Origin of the sequence: Streptococcus suis, from assembly GCF_017601095.1 — a bacterium.
GTDB lineage: Bacteria > Bacillota > Bacilli > Lactobacillales > Streptococcaceae > Streptococcus > Streptococcus suis_Z.
Genome location: NZ_JAGFUX010000002.1, coordinates 44,388 through 63,884 on the forward strand (window position 1 = coordinate 44,388; position 19,497 = coordinate 63,884).

13 protein-coding genes are annotated in these 19,497 nt (G+C 45.4%); 1 reads left to right on the top strand and 12 read right to left on the bottom strand.

What is annotated here, in order from left to right; all coding sequences use genetic code 11:
* The first annotated feature begins 2 nt into the window (after window positions 1–2).
* Window positions 3–1,100, top strand: coding sequence for a hypothetical protein (locus J5566_RS01735; RefSeq protein ID WP_208561820.1), 1,098 nt, complete (start codon window positions 3–5; stop codon window positions 1,098–1,100).
* Between the two features lie 432 nt (window positions 1,101–1,532).
* Here J5566_RS01735 and J5566_RS01740 read toward each other — a convergent pair whose 3' ends face one another.
* From J5566_RS01740 to J5566_RS01795, 12 genes are all read right to left on the bottom strand, one after another.
* Window positions 1,533–3,875 (bottom strand): hypothetical protein, encoded by a 2,343-nt coding sequence (locus tag J5566_RS01740; RefSeq protein WP_208561821.1) that lies wholly within the window; start codon window positions 3,873–3,875, stop codon window positions 1,533–1,535.
* Window positions 3,872–4,756: an ABC transporter ATP-binding protein gene (locus J5566_RS01745; protein ID WP_208561822.1), complete on the bottom strand. Its 885-nt coding sequence runs from the start codon at window positions 4,754–4,756 to the stop codon at window positions 3,872–3,874. The genes J5566_RS01740 and J5566_RS01745 overlap by 4 nt, the downstream gene beginning before the upstream one ends.
* 419 nt (window positions 4,757–5,175) lie before the next feature.
* Window positions 5,176–5,406, bottom strand: coding sequence for a GlsB/YeaQ/YmgE family stress response membrane protein (locus J5566_RS01750; protein ID WP_208561823.1), 231 nt, complete (start codon window positions 5,404–5,406; stop codon window positions 5,176–5,178).
* 208 nt (window positions 5,407–5,614) lie between these two features.
* Window positions 5,615–6,856 (bottom strand): aminopeptidase, encoded by a 1,242-nt coding sequence (locus J5566_RS01755; RefSeq protein ID WP_208561824.1) that lies wholly within the window; start codon window positions 6,854–6,856, stop codon window positions 5,615–5,617.
* Between the two features lie 371 nt (window positions 6,857–7,227).
* Window positions 7,228–7,830, bottom strand: coding sequence for a nitroreductase family protein (locus tag J5566_RS01760; protein ID WP_125184417.1), 603 nt, complete (start codon window positions 7,828–7,830; stop codon window positions 7,228–7,230).
* Between the two features lie 142 nt (window positions 7,831–7,972).
* On the bottom strand, window positions 7,973–12,364 hold the full coding sequence (locus J5566_RS01765) for a PolC-type DNA polymerase III (RefSeq protein ID WP_208561825.1): 4,392 nt from the start codon (window positions 12,362–12,364) through the stop codon (window positions 7,973–7,975).
* 90 nt (window positions 12,365–12,454) lie between these two features.
* Window positions 12,455–14,311: a proline--tRNA ligase gene (locus tag J5566_RS01770; protein ID WP_208561826.1), complete on the bottom strand. Its 1,857-nt coding sequence runs from the start codon at window positions 14,309–14,311 to the stop codon at window positions 12,455–12,457.
* 195 nt (window positions 14,312–14,506) lie between these two features.
* Entirely contained in the window at window positions 14,507–15,766 is a 1,260-nt protein-coding gene (gene rseP / locus J5566_RS01775; protein ID WP_208561827.1) for an RIP metalloprotease RseP, read from the bottom strand.
* 9 nt (window positions 15,767–15,775) lie between these two features.
* Window positions 15,776–16,570, bottom strand: coding sequence for a phosphatidate cytidylyltransferase (locus tag J5566_RS01780; RefSeq protein ID WP_208561983.1), 795 nt, complete (start codon window positions 16,568–16,570; stop codon window positions 15,776–15,778).
* Between the two features lie 24 nt (window positions 16,571–16,594).
* On the bottom strand, window positions 16,595–17,350 hold the full coding sequence (locus J5566_RS01785; protein WP_208561828.1) for an isoprenyl transferase: 756 nt from the start codon (window positions 17,348–17,350) through the stop codon (window positions 16,595–16,597).
* Between the two features lie 111 nt (window positions 17,351–17,461).
* Window positions 17,462–17,788: a preprotein translocase subunit YajC gene (gene yajC / locus J5566_RS01790; RefSeq protein ID WP_208561829.1), complete on the bottom strand. Its 327-nt coding sequence runs from the start codon at window positions 17,786–17,788 to the stop codon at window positions 17,462–17,464.
* Between the two features lie 90 nt (window positions 17,789–17,878).
* Window positions 17,879–19,171, bottom strand: a complete 1,293-nt coding sequence (locus J5566_RS01795; protein ID WP_002940128.1) for an adenylosuccinate synthase — start codon at window positions 19,169–19,171, stop codon at window positions 17,879–17,881.
* Window positions 19,172–19,497: the final 326 nt, after the last annotated feature.

The following is a 19,497-nucleotide window of genomic DNA, read 5'->3' on the forward strand; positions in this document are numbered from 1 at the left end:
CCATGAAGAAAAATACATTATTGGCAAAAATTGCTAAATCTACTGTCATTGCTACACTAGCTCTATCAAGCCTACCTGTTGGCTTGCCTTTTACCAATGCAAGCACTGTCTATGCTAACACAAGCGCTTCAGCAGTTAATGTACCAACTGAAGTATATGTCTTTTCTGGAACAACCCTCACAAAGCCTATTGCTATCTCAGGTATCAATGGATTAAAATCAGCGCACTTTATCCAAACAGGAAATAGCACCATCCAAAACCTAGGTCAACTCACTATTTCTTCCAACAAAATCCAAGGCTCTATTTCTGGTGTTGGTTCCTATCGTCGTCGCTTGGCAATCAATGGTACTGTGGTAAAAACAGCAAATGGCTTACGAGCAACCAGTTTCAAGACCAGTCCAGTGATGACCTTCCATGTTCTCGACGCAAAAGTACTTGGTTCCGTTGAAAAGACAGCTGGACAAACACTGACTGCAAAAGAAATCTTAGACCAGGTTCAAGTAATTGAAAAAAGCGGTCTAAACCTCTCTTCTATCGTGACCAAAGAAGTCATCAGTCCCCTACCAACCAGCGGTTCTGGCAACCAAGTTCAAGTACGTTTGACTACTGTATCTGGTCAGGTAAAAAACCTCTCTGTAACTGTTAACTTCTCGAAAGCAGCTACCCAACAGCCTGTTACACAACCGCCTGTGAACCAGCCTCCTGTCAATCAAGCACCTGTTATGTTAAATGGCTTTGCGATTGCATATCCTGCTGGAACCACTACTGCAGGAACAACACTTCCTAAGTCCTATTCTTCTTTCTTCACTGTTCGTAACATCAATCGTATCACCGAGCATGAAAGACAAATGATTGAAAACGTCCTAAACTATAACATGTCATCATCCGGCCGCCCTGTAAAAATCGTACTTGGCAGCAATGGCATTTACAAGGCCTACAAGCAGGACGGGACAATTATTGAGGAACAAAATATCCGCCTCTTTATCAAGCAAGACACGGATGGCGACCAGGTTCCAGACTACATGGAAATCGAGAGAGGCACAAACCCTCACGATGCCAAATCTTATCCAAAATGGGAAATGTTAGCCATTATCAACTAAGAACTTCTTCTGCTAAGCAGCACGAACCCATAACACAAAAATACCGACCAGGTCCCAGAAGGAAAGGTCGGTATTTTTCATATGTTTCTAATACTCAATGAAAATCAAAAGTAGCCTAGGAAACGAAGCCGAAGATAGAACTCCGCTCCTCTCCTGTTTCAAGGGAGCAGGCTGAGGCTGAACAAAAAGTCCAGCCTCTCTTCTCAGAGTTCGTGTCAACATCTCAGCGCAGTGGTTGATTGGCAGATTTGTTCGTGTTTCACACTCCAAATCTGACCTAATCAACTATGCGGGGGTGGGAAGACGAACTCTTTTCAGACTGGTCGAGTTCTTTCCCACTCCCACTCATCTAGGCAAGTTGACAACGGGTCTTTTTGATTTTCGAAGAGTATAACTCTATATTTACATGCCCCTGCTCACTCAGCCTCCCTTTTATAAACATAGCAAAGCTAACTGCCTAAAGATTTCCTGCCCATACAAAATCAGGTCTTGAAAGAGGAGGTAGTCCAGTAAGGCCAACAATCCAATTAGCAAGATAAAAACGACCAAGCGATTGGAAAACCGAACTTGCAAGAGATGATTGAAACTAACCAATCCAATTTCCAAAACAAGCAAGCCAAGCACCATCCACAAGAGATAAGAAGCATTGGGCAGGAACCAAGCCCAGAGTTCTTGTCCCCTCAGGAGTTCAAGAAAAATACCCCTCTCCGAATGGGAAAGCAAGATAAGGCCATCTCCCAGATAACCGATTCCTCCGACTAGACTATTGACTAGGAAAAGACTAGCTAGAAAGAGCATTGTAAAACCTAGTGCCTGGCCCAGTCCCAGCAACCACTTGGTGAATAGAACCTGACGCAAATCCACTGGCTGGGTCTGATAAAGACGCCAGTTTTTTCCAGCAACTTCCACCGCCTTGCCCCGACTGCCAATCCAAACCGCCAGCAAGAGCACCCACAAATAGGCCGGACCATCAAAAAGAGAGCGCAGGCTGCCGATACCTGACAGATCTCTGGAGCGGTCCCAAGATGGATCGTCTACTGGAACCAAGGCATCATTGGTATCAAAATGATTTTCCAAGCTGGTCAAAATGACATCCTTGCCCCGCTTAGTTGCTGGCACCCCAGCCTCCATCAGCTGCTGCCAAAAATACTGACTGACCTGATTGCGGGTCTGGTAACGGCGAAGATTATCCACCGTCTGGCTGGCCCCAATATCACCATTGGCAAAAGCCTTCTCCTCCCTGGTCCAGAGATAGACCTGCTCTGCCTCCAGCAAAGCAAGGTGACTAGCCGGCAGAGCCTGAGGATTGTCCTGATAAACCTGCCACTGCTTGACATAGAGGTCTTTATAGACACGATATTCTTGCAAGAGACCAAGCCTCAGCTCCAACTCCTCCTGATAGCTCACGTCCTCTTTGACCAACTGCCTCAGACGGTTGATTTCCGACTGCAAAACCTCCACATATGCCCCATCCTGCTCATAGGACTGGGCAACCAACTCCATCGAAACCCTCTCCTCCTGGGCAACCTCTTGCTTTTGTAGGCCTGTTACTAGGGAAAATAGCAGAGCTAGGAACAAGTTTACTAAGACGAGCCCTTTCCAAGTCTTGAGCCGACTAAGGATGAGAACATCAAACGACCAAACCTTGTCTAAAGAGCCTGTGTCTAACTCCTTTTGATGACCAACTGTCAAGACCAGCCTTTTCTTTTCTGTCAGCACATAATAGGCAACGAAAAGCCCAATGGTCAGCAGGAGGAAGCCATCCACCTGTAAAAAGACCTGTGAAAATGTAGCTGTGTCTAAAAAACTCGGAAAGGCAAGCAAGGGAAATACTTGACCTGACCAACCAGCTACTGCACCTGCCTGATAGGAAAGAACCAAAGCCAAGAGTAATCCAATCACCACAAAAATCAGCCGACTGGCTAACAAGTGGTCCAAAAATCCAAATAGCAGGCGAATAGCTAGGAGTAAGATTAGCCAAAAGCCAAGCAAGATAAGCCCGTAAAGCCAAGAGCCGATCAACTGACTCTGACCCAACATCTCAACAGGAGCTTGAAAACTAGACACAGCCAACTGACCTGTCAGCCCATCATAGACCAGGATAAAGAGCAACCCCAGCCCAACTGCAAAGAGTAGCGATAGCATGGAGGCAGCCAAACGCCTGATCCCCTGCAAACTCAGACTATCCCACTGCCGCAACTGCCAAACTTGATGAGCCAGTGTCTTTTCCGCCAGCTGATTGGCAAGCAGAAAACCAAACACTAAAAATACAGGAAGAAAACCAAACAAACTTTCTAAGTAGGCTTGAACAATACGCCCTGTTGACCAAGCCTTGTTTTCAGGACCATCAGGCAGTTGATACTCAATCAGCCAGTCATTCCATCTGGCCAAACGTTCGACTTCCGTTTGTGTCAAGGAATTCCGAGTTTGAAAAAGCTGTCGATTGCGGCTGATAAAATAGTCCAGGTCTTGATACATGAGCTTTCGATAGTTGGGGATAGCTTCAAACTTCCCCTCATCTAAGGCCTGACCGACACTTTCTATATCGGATTTCAAGCCCAGCATCCGCGGTGCTTCTTCTGAATCCTCATCTATTTTTACATCAGCTAGTACACTGGCCAATTCACTCAGTTCTTCTTTATAGGTTTCCACATAGGTCGCTTGATGGGCTTGCCTTTGCGAGATGGGAAGGTAGGCCAGACCTAGAAAACCCAGCACGAGCAAGCAGTAGAGAGGCGACCAGAGAATTTTCTTGATTTCAAAGTTCAGCCTCATGTCCCCTCACCACCTTCCTCCACGTAGAGATCACGGTAGAGGGACTCCATATAGTCGCTGGCTTTTGTAAGGCCCGCCACCTGCTGGATTGGAATACAATCCAAACAATCCAGTAAATCTCTCTCAGGCAAGAAGATTTCCACCAGACCCTGCTCTGCCTTTTTCCACAAGAGTTGAGGATAATCCCGTAAAAATTCCTGAACCTGCTTGGAGTTTTCCACAGCAAGATGGTAATCATAATCCGCTGTCAACTCCACTTCTGTGGCAATCAACTTGCTAGCCTTGAGGAAATAAACCTGATTAGTCAGTTTCTCAATCTCCGACAAATGGTGGGAAGAAAGCAAAATGGCAACCCCTTCTGCTTGTAAGTTTAGAAGAAATTCCCGCTGCTGAATAATATTGGTCGGGTCCAAACCGATATGGGGCTCATCCAGCAACAAGAGCTTGGGCTTGGGAAGGATAGCCATGGCAAAGAGCAACTTCTGCTTCATACCCATGGAATAGCCAGCCACTCGCTTTTTGACATAGTAGCCCATCCCCAATTCTTCCACCAGCCCATCCACTTCCTTTTTCCCCAGCTTGTGGGTGGCAGCCACATAAGTCAGATGGTCGTAACCCGTCAACTGTGGATAAAGGGCTTGGGCGTCCAACATGACAGACATATCTTGAAAAATCGCTCGGTCACTATTGGGACGACCATTGATGGTTACTGACCCACGGTCAGCGATTTCTGTGTTGCTGATAATATTCAACAGAGTGGATTTCCCCACACCATTGGGACCGACTAGGGCAACCAAGTCCCCCGCTTGTAGCTCAAAGGACACATAGGACAAGACCTGGTGGGCACCGTATCGCTTGCAGATATCAACTACTTTTAGCATAGAAACTCCTTTCTTTGGGAAATGGCAGAGCAGAGAACACTGTTTAACTATATATATTTTAGCCTTTTAAAAAATGCAATTCAAGAATCTTTACAAAAAGAAAATAGTAAAAACGACCCCCAGGATCGTTTCCAAATCATTCTTTTCCACAGCCATGCACAAGCGTACTGCAAGCTAGCTACTACGAAAGAATGTGTAGACAAAAAATGTCAAACTAAGGCCCCAGAGACAGTAACTTAGCCACTTAAAGGCTCCTCTTTTCTCCAAGCTATACTGCCACATACAAAGCCACCCTAGGAAAAAACTCCCTAAACTAACAATTGCCATACTCTGCTCCGTGTTTTGTTGTATATTATTATATTGATTATATCATATTTTTTCCCAGAGAAAAGAAAAACTTGTCCACATGGGGACAAGTTTTAAGAATTTTTTCGACCAAAGAGAGCCACTAACAATACCGCACCAAAGACTGACGGTACTAGGGCCATACCAGCAAACTGTGGTCCCCAGTCGCCAAAGAGCAACTGCCCAATCCATGAACCTGCAAGACCAAGGATAATATTTCCCAGACAGCCACGACGGTCATCTGATGAGGTCAAAGCCCCAGCAATTAAGCCTATAATGGCACCCGCTATAATACTTGATAACATCTTATATTCCTCCTTATTTACAAAATGGGAGTGGGAAAGAACTCGACTAGGTCAAAAAGAGTTCGTCTTCCCACCCCCGCACAGTTGATTAGGCCAGATTTGGAGTGCAAAACACGAACAAATCTGCCAATCAACCACTGCGCTGAGATGTTGATACGAACTCTGAGAAGTGATCCTGGGCTTTTTGCTCAGTTTCATTCAAATATCATTAAATCGCCCACTCACCGTCACGGAAGATTGGCACACGGGTACCGTCTTCACGGATACCGTCAATGTTCATCTTGTTAGAACCAATCATAAAGTCCACATGGACATCTGAACGGTTAAGGCCTGCTTCTTTGAGCTCTTCTTGGCTCATTTCAGTACCACCTTCGATAGAGAAAGCATAGGCAGAACCGATAGCCAAGTGGTTTGAGGCATTTTCATCAAAAAGCGTGTTGAAGAAGGTCACCCCTGATTGAGAGATTGGGCTCTTGTCTGGCACAAGGGCAACTTCGCCAAGACCACGCGCTCCAGCATTGTCAAAGACCAATTTCTTCATAACTTCATCGCCTTTTTCAGCAGTTACATCCACGATTTCACCATCTTTAAAGGTTACCTTGATGCCTTCGATGATGTTACCGTTGTAGCTGAGTGGTTTTGTGGATGTGACATAGCCGTCTGCCACACGGTAGTCAGGTGCTGTGAAGACCTCTTCTGTTGGCATGTTGGCGATAAACTTCTCACCTTGGGCATTGATCGAGCCAGCTGCTTCCCACAAGTGGTTTTTCGGCATACCGAGAACTAGGTCAGTTCCTGGTGCTGTATAGTGCAATTTGACAAACTGCTCGTCGTTAAGGACCTTAGCTTTAGCCACCAAGCGTGCCTCGTGCTCTTCCCAAGCCTTGATTGGATCTTCTTCGTAGACACGGCAGGTCTTGAAGATTTGGTCCCAGAGGAGGCCCACTGCCTCTTCGTCAGATGCTGCATTTGGGAAGACTTTTTTAGCCCATTCCAAACCAGAGGCTGCAGCCAGTGTCCAGCTGATTTTGTTGGCTTGCGTTGCTTGACGCATTGGGTTCAAGGCCTGGCTAAGAGCACGAGCGTTGCGAGATAATTTCTCTGGATCAACGCCATCGTAAGCACCTGGGTCATCAGACAAGACTACCAAACGGCTGGCCTTACGCTCCAAGAGGTAGTTCATTTCTGTAATGCGTTGTGGGTGAACTTGTTCCAAGAGTTCCACATCGACATTAACCAAACGCTCACGCGCAATCACATCGTCCAACCAGTTGACCAAGACTTCAGCCGCACCGTGTGCATAGGCTTCTTTGACAATCAAACGTGCCAATTCAGCCTGCTCCACACCGATAGTCAACTGTACCGTATGACCAGGTTGGACATTGATACCTGTTGAAACCAAGAGTTTAGCATATTTAGCGAGATTTTCTTTAAAATTTGGTAATACCATATTTTTCTCCTTTGAAATGTAATACTAGATTATTGTATCATATTTTGAAGCTGGGCTGACAAAAAAACTTCCTGCTGATACAGGAAGTTGAAAAGGTTAGCTCTGGGAGATAGTTGAAGCTTGGAGATGAAACGAACGAAGTTCATATCAGCAAGCCGTAGACATAACCCTGCTCCTCTCTTGTTTTAAGGGAACAGGCTGTAAAACTCCACTGGTGCTTTACACTCACCAAGGTAAGCTGACAACGGATATTTCCAATTTTCGCAGGGTAAAGTTTTCAGTTTGCTTTTAGTACTAGGCAACAAGCTGCAGGCATAACTGGAGTTAGGCAAGGCGAGTTAACGACGTAATAAAACAAACTGTAAACTTTATTAGTTACCAAAAACCTTTACACGGTCAGAATCCGCCATATAGTCTTTATCCGCTGCTGGAGCTGCAATGCTACCGAATGGTGCTTGGGCACGGAGTTTCCAGTTAGCTGGGATACCGTATTTTTCAGCAACTTGTGCATCAACCAATGGGTTGTAGTGTTGTACGTTCATGCCGATATTTTTCTCAGCGAAAGCCAACCATACTGCGTACAAGTTGATACCGTGAGCTTGTTCAGACCAGATTGGGAAGTTTTCAGCGTAAAGTGGGAAGCTTTCTTGCAAGCCTTTCACTACATCTTGGTCTTCGAAGAACAAGATAGTGCCGGCACCAGCTGCAAAGCTAGCCAAGCGACCTTTTGTGCCTTCAAACGCTTCTGCAGGCGTTACTTTTTCCAATTCGCTGTAGGCAATTTCGTTCCAGAAAGCTTCTGACTCCGCACCAAAAAGTACAACTGCGCGGCTTGACTGTGAGTTGAAAGCTGATGGAGATTCTTTCATGGCTTTCTCAACAAGTGCTACCACTTCTTCATTAGATACTGGTAAGTCTTTACCAAGTGCGTAGATTGTGCGACGTTTTTCTTGTAGGTTTGCAAAGTTTGACATATCGTTTCCTCTTTTCTATTTATTACTACTTAGTAACATTTATCACTATGTAGAGATTATACACCTGCATAGAAGAAAAGTCAAGAGTCTTGACTTATTTTTTATAAAAAATCACTGCTTCCAAAAGAAACAGTGATCAAACTTAAAACAATTCATCAAATAGACTGAGTTGGTTATCCTCTGGTAGTTTACCGAGGATACCCATCTCATCCATTTTTTCAACAAGTGTGCTGGATAGACCGCCTCGCTTACGGAGTTCTGTTTTGGAGAGAAATTCACCCTCAGCACGCGCTGTTACAAGCTGCTTAGCAACGTTTTCCCCAAGGCCATCCATAGCAATAAATGGTGGGATGAGGGTGTCGTCTTCAATCAAGAAGTCCGTCGCATGGGACTTGTAGAGGTCCAATTTACCAAACTTAAAGCCACGTTCCAGCATCTCATTTACCAATTCAAGTGTGGTATAGAGATCCTGCTCAACGTTTGACGCTTCATTATTTTTCTTCTTGAGGGCAATCTCTTCCATCTTGGCCTTGACTCGATCCAGACCACCGGACATGGTTGCTAAATCAAAGGCCTTGGCCCGAATAGAGAAATAAGCACAGTAGTAGTAGATTGGATAGTGAACCTTGAAATAGGCAACCCGCAGGGCCATCATAACGTAGGCAGCCGCGTGGGCTTTAGGGAACATGTACTTGATCTTTCCACAGGATTCGATATACCAGTCTGGCACCTTGTTATCCTTCATATGTTGGATATAGCTGTTTCGCTCTTCCTCAGAAATCTTTAGCCACATGCCCTTCCGCACCCGCTCCATGATGTTAAAGGCCATCTTAGGCGGTAAACCTGCGTGCATGAGATAAACCATGATGTCATCTCGACAACCGATAACGGTGGATAGGTCGGCAATTCCTGCCTTGATCAAGTCCTGCGCATTGCCCAACCACACATCTGTACCATGGGATAGACCAGACAGCTGCAAGAGTTCCGCAAAGGTGGTCGGCTTGGTTTCCTCCACCATTCCACGAACAAAGTTGGTTCCAAATTCAGGAATACCTAGCATACCTGTCGGCGTCCCAATCTGTTCTGGTGTAACTCCTAGTATTTCCGTGCCAGAGAAGAGGGCCATTACTCCCTTGTCGTCAGCAGGAATGGTCTGCGGATCGATACCTGACAAGTCCTGCAACTTCCGAACCATGGTCGGATCATCGTGTCCCAGGACATCAAGTTTCAAGACGTTTTCATCAATATCGTGGAAGTTAAAGTGGGTGGTCTGCCAGTTGGCCGTCACATCATCGGCAGGATATTGGACAGGCGTAAAGTCATAGACATCCATGTAGTCAGGGAATACGATAATTCCCCCCGGGTGCTGACCAGTCGTCCGTTTGACACCAGCCGCTCCAGCAGCCAAGCGTTCCACTTCAACATCACGGTAGAATTTGCCGTAATCCCGCTCATACCCCCTTACAAAACCATAGGCAGTCTTGGCCGCCACCGTACCAACCGTTCCTGCACGAAAGGCATTTTCTTCACCAAAAATATCCCGTACATCCAAGTGAGCAGAGGGTTGGTCATCCCCTGAGAAGTTCAAGTCAATATCGGGAACCTTGTCCCCATCGAAGCCAAGAAAGGTTTCAAAGGGAATGTCCTGACCATCTTTTTTATACTTGGTGCCGCATTCTTCACAGTCCTTGTCTGGTAGGTCAAAACCTGAACCGTAGGAGCCGTCTGTGATAAATTCACTGTGTTGACAATTTGGACAGACATAGTGAGGAGGCATAGGGTTTACTTCCGTAATCCCAATCATGGTGGCCACGAAACTTGAACCGACAGACCCCCGTGAACCAACCAGATAGCCTCGTTCATTTGACCGTTGCACCAACATCTGCGACGCCAGGTAAATCACAGCGAAGCCATTACCCAGAATGGACGTTAATTCCTTTTCGATCCGGAGGTCGATGATGTCTGGCAGAGGATTGCCATAAATCTCGAAAGCCTTCTGGTAGGTCAACTCCGCCACTGTCTCTTCTGCCTTTTCGATATAAGGTGTGTAGAGATCGGTCTTGACCACCTGAACATCTTCAAACCAATCGAGCATGGCATTGGGATTGGTAATAACAATCTCACGCGCCAGACTTTCGCCCAAGAAGGCAAACTCATCCAACATCTCGCTAGTTGTTCTAAAGTGAGCCTTAGGTAGTGGAGCTGGTTGGGCATTCTCACCATTTCCGATAGTCCAGTTAATCGGTGCCCCCTGTCCCAAGGCCCGCACAATAATTTCACGGTAGATTTCTTCTTCTGGGTCAATATAATGAACATTTCCTGTCGCCAGAACAGGCAGACCAGCTTTTCGACCTACTTCAATCAACTGCTTAATGGTCTCTTCAATTTCTGCCATGTTTTTGAACTGCTCACGCGCAATCATTGGCGCATAAAGGGCAGGTGGCATGACCTCGATAAAGTCATAGTAGGCAGCAACCTTTACTGCATCATCCATCCCTTTGGATAGGAGGGTATCAAAGACTTCCCCCTCCTGACAGGCCGTTCCTAGCAAGAGACCTTCTCGGTGTTCATTTAAGAGCGTTCTGGGAATCCGTGGCACCCCTTCAAAATACTTGGTATTTGAAAGAGAAACCAGTTTAAAGATATTTTTCAAGCCGACCTGATTGGTGACATAAAGCGTCGCATGTTTTACCCTAGCTTTTTTATAGGAATCTTCCGCAATCAAGCGGCTGTTCAACTCCTGAAGCTGGGTCAAACCGTGTTTTTCCTTGGCTTCTTTTAGAAAAATGAAGAGCAGGCGGCCTGTCGCCTCCGCATCGTAGTTAGCCATGTGGTGGTGCTCAAGAGCAACCCCAAACCGCTTGGTCAAAGGCCCCAAACCATGCTGCTTGTATTCTGGATAGAGATTTCGGGCAAATTCCAAGGTATCGATAACTGGCTGGCTAATGGTCGCAAGACCTGCTCGCTCGTAGTTGACATCCATGAAACCAACGTCAAAGCTGGCATTGTGGGCAACCAAAATCGCATCCTGGCAAAAATCTTGAAATTCACGCAAGACTTGTTCCAAGGGCTTGGAACCACGAACATGCTCATCTGTAATCCCTGTCAAATCCGTCGTAAATTGGCTGAGCGGATGACCCGGGTCAATAAATTCATCAAATTCTGCAATGATATTGCCCTTGTGCATCTTAGAGGCCGCTATCTGAATCAAGGCATTGTTGACCGCAGAGAGACCGGTTGTTTCCACGTCAAAGACCACGTAGGTTGCATCAGACAGATCCATTTCTTGCTCGTTATAAACAATTGGAACCGAATCCTCTACGATGTTGGCTTCCATACCAAAAATTGCCTTAATCCCTGCCTTGCGGGCTGCATGGTAACCATGAGGAAAGGATTGAACATTGCCATGGTCAGTAATGGCCACTGCCTTGTGTCCCCAAGCCGCAGCACGTGCCACCAAATCCTCAACCGCAGGTAGAGCATCCATAGTGGACATGTTGGTATGGGCGTGAAACTCGACACGCTTCTCCCCTTCTGGCATCAGGTCCTTGCGAATCTCTCGCTTGACCTCTTGAACCTCTTGGACATTCATGGTCAAATCGCGCGTGAAATTGTTCATTTCTACATTTCCACGCACCCGCAACCAGGCTCCTTTTTTGACCATGCTGAACTTTTGCGCTTCCTCCTCATTCTTAGCCCATTTTTGTAGGGTGAAAGAAGACGAATAGTCCGTCATCTTGAAATTAATGATGATCCGCCCCGTCCGCGTCGTCTTCTGCTCAGACTCAAAAACCAGTCCCTCAAAGACGATACGGTTTTCTTCTGTATCCACGTCAATCATCTGGGTCACTTCAGCCTTGTCTAGGCTGACCTTGGCAGGACGATTTTTCTTAAACTCTGGGACAAATGGCTGAGCTGCCTCTGGAGGAGGAGCCATTTGTGCCAGTTGCTCCATAGCCACCAGGTTATCTTGATTGGCCTGCTGATAGATTTCCTCATTTTGCGCATGAAAATCTGCTACCATACTTGCAGTCATATCCTGACAAACTTCAATATCTACCTTGAGATTGGCAAAGCCAAAACGTGCATATTGCTCCACCAAATTTGGCAGGTGGTTCTTCCGAAAATGAGGAGTATCTATGGTTTCTGGCCCCTTTATCCAGAGCACGCCTTCCTGGTACTCCACTTCCAAATCCTGGAAGAGGGACTTGAACCCTGCACTTTGACACAACTCTTCTTTAAAAGCTAGCTTATAGTAAGCCTCGACTAGATCCGCATCAAATTCTATTTCATCCGTCACAATAGCAAAGCGAGCCCGATTCCCTGTCTTTTCAAACTCTGTCAACAAACGCGCCTGAAATAGCTGGTAATCAACCGCAGACAGCGGAGCCTGGAAACGAAAGAGGAAGTCCCAAACCTTGCTGAGTTTGTGGACACGGACAGACTCAATTTTAGCTACCGAAAAAACCGCTGACTGTTTGAGTTCAGCAGGCAAGCCAATTTGCTCCATTAAGAGTTGAAATGTATCTGACATAGTTTTTCCTTTGAAATATAGTACCCCTATTTTACCATATTCTATCTCTTTATTCGAGAAGAAAAAGACCCGCTAGGCGAGTCTTACTGTTTATGGACGTACTAAGATTTGAAGAGTTTCAAGAAGTTGATCAACATGAACTTCAACCGTATCACCTGTTCCCTTGATTTTCACTTCCACAATGCCATCAGCTGCTTTTTTACCAACAGTCACACGAATTGGCAAGCCAATCAAGTCACTATCAGAGAATTTCACACCGACACGCTCATTGCGATCATCTGTCAAGACTTCATAACCAGCACCGACCAAGCTGGCTTCGATTGACTGAGTCAATGCCATAGCTTCTTCGTCCTTAACATTGACTGGGATCAAATGTACATCAAACGGTGCCAATTCTTTAGGGAAGTTGATGCCCCAAGCATAACGGTATTCACCTTTTGGTGTCTTATTAACAAAGAGGCGAGCGTGTTGCTCAAGAACGGCTGACAAGAGGCGGCTAACACCAATTCCGTAACATCCCATGATAATCGGCATAGAACGACCATTCTCATCCAAGATGTTGGCATTCATGCTATCTGAATAACGGGTACCCAGTTTGAAGATATGACCAATTTCAATACCGCGGGCAAAGTTGAGAACGCCGTGTCCGTCTGGAGAAGGCTCCCCTTCCTTGACTTCACGAATATCCACATACTCAGTCACTTGGAAATCACGATCTGCATTGGCACCTGTGTAGTGGAAACCATCTTCATTGGCACCGACTACAGCATTTTTCACATCTTGAACCTTGCGGTCAGCGATAATCTTGATATTTTCTGGTAAACCGACTGGACCAAGTGAGCCAAAGCCTGCACCAAAGACTTTTTCTGCATCTGCTGGACTGGCTACCTCAAAGAAATCTGCTGCCAAGTGGTTTTTCAACTTGACATCGTTGACCTGGTCATTACCGACAAGGAGGGCAACAACTGGCTCGCCATCTGCCATAAAGAGCATGGTTTTAATGGTCTGCTCTTCCGCAACATTCAAGAAAGATGCAACCTCATCGATGGTTTTAGCATCAGGTGTAGCAACTTTAACCAGGTCTTCTTCAACCACGACAGCTGTGCTTGGCTTGTATTCGCTAGTTGCCATTTCTAAGTTGGCTGCGTAACCAGATTCGCTTGAATAGGCAATGGTGTCTTCGCCAGACACAGACCAAGCCAAGAGTTCTGCCTTAATCGCTTCAAGAACATCCTCTGGTATTTCTTCAAAAGAAGCAACCGACTTGTCCAAGACAACCCAACGGTCCAGGTCGGTACGGTCTGGGGTAATGGCCATAAATTCCTGGCTATCCTTACCACCCATGGCGCCACCGTCACCGATGATAGCCTTAAACTCAAGTCCTGCACGAGTAAAAATAGCCTCGTAAGCCGCCTTATAGTCATCATAGGTCTGGTCCAAGCTTTCATAACTAGCGTGGAAGCTGTAACCGTCTTTCATGATGAACTCGCGACCACGGAGAAGACCGTTACGAGGACGTTTTTCATCACGGTATTTTGGCTGGATTTGGTAGATGTTGAGCGGTAACTGCTTATAGGACTGCACCGCATCACGCGCCAAAAGAGTCACTGTTTCTTCGTGAGTTGGTCCCAAGATAAAGTCAGAACCTTCGCGATTTTTGAGCTTGTAAAGGTCATCGCCGTAAGTTTCGTAACGACCAGACTCACGCCAGATATCCGCTGACAAGAGGGCTGGTGCCAAAAATTCAATGGCATCGATCTTGTCAAACTCCTCCCGCATGATATTTTTTGCTTTTTCAATCACACGGTTAGCCAATGGCAAATAGCTGTAAATACCAGCAGAAATCTGACGAACATAACCCGCACGTAACATCAATGCGTGACTGATCACCGACGCATCCGAAGGCATCTCCCGCAAAGTAGGGATAATCATTTTAGACTGTTTCATAATTTAGATACGGAGGTCGTAAAAAACGACTGAAAATTAGGAAACTGGCGCAATGTGCTTGCACATCAGCCAGTTTATCTATTTTCCGAGTTTTTAGACCGAGTTCAATTACGAACCTCCTCTGTTCCTTTCTTTTTCGTAGTTTTCAGAACTTCCTGCATATCGCACGCATTCAATTCCTTTCTTAGCTAGATTTTAGAAGAAGACACGCATAATATCATTCCAGGTCACAACTAGCATAAGAACAACCATAATGGCAACTCCTGCTAGAGTGATGTAAGATTCTGTCTCTTGTTTGAGCGGTTTTTTGCGAATGGCTTCTAGGATATTCATCACAATCTTACCGCCATCTAGGGCTGGAATAGGAATAAGGTTAAAGATTCCGAGGTTAATGGACAGGGCAGCCATCAATTGCAGGACGTTTGCCCACCCACTTTCGGCAGCCTGGGCACTAACGCTGTATATCGCAACAGGTCCACCCAACTGTTTAACATCAAAATTAGAAATCAGGTTTTTCAGGGCTGTCACAATCAGAAGTGCAGTCGCTCCCGCCTCTTGGAAACCTCCGATAATCTTATCAACAAATCCTGTTTTCAAGGCTGGAGAAACCCCAATACGGTAACTACCGTCAACCTCTTGAGCAAGGACCGACACTGTTTTTGTTTGACCGTCCTGCTCAACTTCCAGCTCCAAGCTTGGTGCGGTCGTCGCATTTGAAACTACTGCATCAATCTGCTCTACAATTGCATGGTAGTCAGCGGTTGCCTTCCCATTAATCGATACGATCCGGTCTCCGGTCTCAATCCCAGCTAACTGAATTGCACCACCATCAACAACCGTAATGGCATTGCTGGAAGTATCTGCCACTCCTCCTTGCATAAACATCAAGAGGATAAAGGTCAAGATTCCCAGAATAAAGTTATTTAGTGGACCCGCAAAGTTGGTCAAGAGGCGGCCCCACACACTGGCATTTTGATACTGGACATCTAACGGAGCAATCCGCAACTCTGTCCCATCTTCTTCCACAATTGTAGCATCATGCTCGACAGAGTAAGTCTCTTCCTCCCCTGCCACCAAGCCAGTAATAGTCAATTTCTCTTCAAAATCAAAATGTGTCACATTGATTGGCAAGGCTTGAGGATCGATTGGCTTTTCTGACAGATTGATTCGGGTTACGATTCCTGAAGCGTTGCGGCTCAGACTAGCAGGACTACCAGTCTTAATTTCTGTCTTATCTTCGCCCCAACCTGCCATTCGAACATAACCACCCAAGGGCAAAATTCGAATCGTATAGAGGGTCCCATCTTGTCCACGATGTGAAAAGATTTTGGGTCCCATTCCAATGGCAAATTCACGGACTAGAATACCCGCCTTTTTAGCAAAGTAAAAATGACCCCATTCGTGGATGACAACAATCACCCCAAAAATAAATAGAAACGCTAGAATTCCCTTCATAAACTCTCCTTAGAATAAACCGAAGAAGTGCATGATTGGGAAGACAAAAATCAACCCATCAAAACGGTCCAACATACCACCGTGTCCTGGAATGATTTTCCCGGAATCCTTGACTCCAAAACGACGCTTGATAGCCGATTCGACCAAATCTCCAAATTGGGAGAAAGCAGAGAAAATCGCAACCAGAAGCAACATGGTCGGAATTGGGAAAATGCCACGGATGGTCTTGTCAAAGATCAAAAACAGTCCTGCTACAAGAACAGCTGATAAGATTCCTCCTACAAAACCTTCAACAGTTTTATTCGGAGACACTCTTGGCACTAATCTTCGGCGACCAAACTGACGACCAATCATATAGGCACCAATATCTGTTGCCCAGACAATCAACAAGGCATAAAAGACCTTGTTTAGTCCATCCATTCTCGCCAAAATCAGATTATGGAAACCAATACCGACGTAAAAACTGGAAGCAATTGGAAAGACAACTTCCGTGTAATTGTAGGAACCAAAATTGATAACAATGGAGCCTAACAAAAGGAAGATAACCAAGGCAAAGGCAGTATAATTACCATCTGTCGGCAAGAAGGACAAGTAATTTTCCAAAGGTAGGGTCAGGACTAAGGTCGCAAGCATAGCCAAGACACCTTCAAGTGAATTGGGAACCAAGCCATGCATCTTTATCAACTCAGCCACTGTAATCATAGCTAACAGACCAATAAACAATTGAAAGGCTACTCCACCAAGCCATAGAAAGGGAACAAAGACCGCAAAGGCCGCTGCTCCATAAATGACACGTTTTTGCAAATCGTTCTTCATCATATCTCCTCGCTATACACCACCAAAACGGCGATGGCGTCTATTGTATTCATTTATTGCCTCTGTCAAGGCATCTTGGTCAAAATCTGGCCAAGCGACATCTGTAAAGTAGAGCTCGCTATAGGCAGTCTGCCAAGGTAAAAAATTACTGAGTCGAATTTCTCCACTCGTACGGATGACCAAATCAGGATCCCGCAAATTTGGATTCAAGAAATGCGTGTAGAGATAATCCGAAATCAAGTTTTCATCAATATCCCCAGGATTCAATTTGGCATCTAGGACATCCTGTGAGATGGCTTTTACCGCATCGGTTAATTCGGCACGTCCACCATAGTTCAGGGCGAAGTTCAAAATCAAACCAGTATTGCCTTTGGTCTTCTCTTCAGCCTTGTATAGGGCAGCCAAGGTTTCCTTGGGTAGGCGACTGTGGTCTCCAATCATCTGAATTTTCACATTGTTGGCATGCAATTCTGGCACATATTTGTCATAGAACTCTACTGGTAGGTTCATAATGAAAGAGACTTCTTTTTCTGGTCGTGACCAATTCTCTGTAGAAAAAGCATAAACTGTCAGTACTTTTACACCTAGTTCAGAAGCAGCCTTGGTCACCTTTTGGAGGGCATCCATCCCCGCCTTGTGGCCCATGACCCTCGGCTGCATCCTTTTTTTTGCCCACCTTCCATTTCCATCCATAATGATGGCAATATGTTTGGGGACTTCAATGGCTGTTTCAATGGTTGCTTTTTTCTTAAAACCGAAGTTAAACATATCCTTGTTCCTTTGTATATTAAATCAGTCTATTATACCATATTTTCAGACAAATGAAAAAGAGGGACCTTGTGGATTCCCTCTTTCTAGCTATTTTTTTGTAGGAGCAGTTTATTCTGCTTCAGTTACAGCCGTCTCTGTGCTTGCAACTTCTTCTACTGCTGGGCTCAAATCTTCTGCTGTCACGCTCACTGCCTCTGCTACACGTTGGCGGATAGCTCCACGTTCAAAGGTCAAATAAACCCCATCTACATCCAAGACAACTTTTTTCTCATCGATTTCATCGACAATACCAAATAAACCACCAATTGTGACGATTTCATCACCTTTTTTGATTTGGTTGAGCGCATCTTGGCGTTGTTTTTGTTGCTTGCGCTGGCTGTACATCATAAAGACCAACATAGCAACCATAGCTAGTGGTAAAATTAATCCTTCCATTGGGACACCTCGTTCATTTTTTTGCTTTTGCTGACTATTATAACAAATCTGAAAAAAAGAACAAGCAGAAAACTGCTTGTCTTTTCTGTTTTATTTTGCGCTCCATACACTCTCAAGGATATTGGTCTGTTCACGACCTGGTCCGACTGAGAAGGTTGAGATACGTACGCCAACCAATTCGCTGATACGACGAACATAGTTGCGAGCCGCTTCTGGCAATTCATCCAAGCTACGAACACCCGTGATGTCTTCAGACCAACCTGGCATTTCTTCGTAGATTGGTTTGCAGCGTTTGAGCTGTTCCAAGCTTGCTGGGTAGTGGTCAATCCGCTCACCATCCAAGTCATAAGCCACGCAGATTTTCAAGGTCTCAAGACCTGACAAGACATCAATCGAGTTGAGGGACAAGTTGGTAATCCCTGATACACGACGGCTATGACGCATGACAACAGAGTCAAACCAACCGACACGGCGTGGACGGCCTGTTGTCGTACCGTATTCCTTACCGATTTCACGGATACGGTCGCCGATTTCATCGTGTAATTCAGTTGGGAATGGTCCGTCACCAACACGGCTAGTGTAGGCCTTACATACACCAACAACCTTGTCAATCTTGCTTGGACCGACACCGCTACCGATGGTCACGCCACCAGCAACTGGGTTTGAAGAAGTAACGAATGGATAGGTACCTTGGTCAATATCCAACATAACCCCTTGGGCACCTTCAAACAAGACACGTTTGCCTTGGTCGAGGGCATCGTTCAAGATAACAGAGGTATCTGTTACATATTTTTTAATTTCTTGACCGTAAGCATAGTATTCTTCAAAGATTTCGTCAAACTCAATCGGAGTTGATTCATACATTTTCTCAAACAAACGGTTTTTCTCAGCCAAGTTTGTTTTCAAGCGCTCTGCAAAAATCTCCTTGTCCAAGAGGTCTGCAATGCGGATACCAACACGCGCAGCCTTGTCCATGTAAGCAGGACCGATACCCTTGTTGGTTGTCCCAATCTTGTTCTCACCTTTGGATTCTTCCTGCAACTGGTCCAATTTGATGTGATAAGGCAAGATAACGTGTGCGCGGTCTGAAATCCGCAAATTATCTGTTGTCACACCTGAATCGTGGAGGTAGTTGATTTCCTTAACCAAGGATTTTGGATTGACAACCACACCATTACCGATGACCGATATCTTTTCTGGGAAGAAGATTCCTGACGGAATCAAGTGCAACTTGTATTTTGTTCCATCAATGACAATCGTGTGACCTGCATTGTCACCACCTTGATAACGGGCGATCACTTCTGCATTAGCTGACAAGAAATCGGTAATCTTGCCCTTACCTTCGTCACCCCACTGGGTTCCTACAACAACTACTGATGTCATAAACTTCTCTACTTTTCTGGACTGTCCTCAGCCCAGCCTTTCTTCAACTCCTGGCAGGAATCTCACCTGCAAGTTTCGTTTTACACTCTATTCTACCAAAAAACGAACATTTTTTCAAGAATCCTCCTGTATTTCAAACGAAACGAACATTTTTGTTTTTCAAATAGATGAATACTTCAATATCCGACCGTTCTATCGATATATCCTCATTTATAACAGGGTGGACTTGGTATTTCCGAAGAGGAGAGGCAGACGGATCTTCTTTATCAGAGGTAAAACGTAGCAGAAATTTGTATTTGTTTTACAAACTAGATAAAATTAGTGTA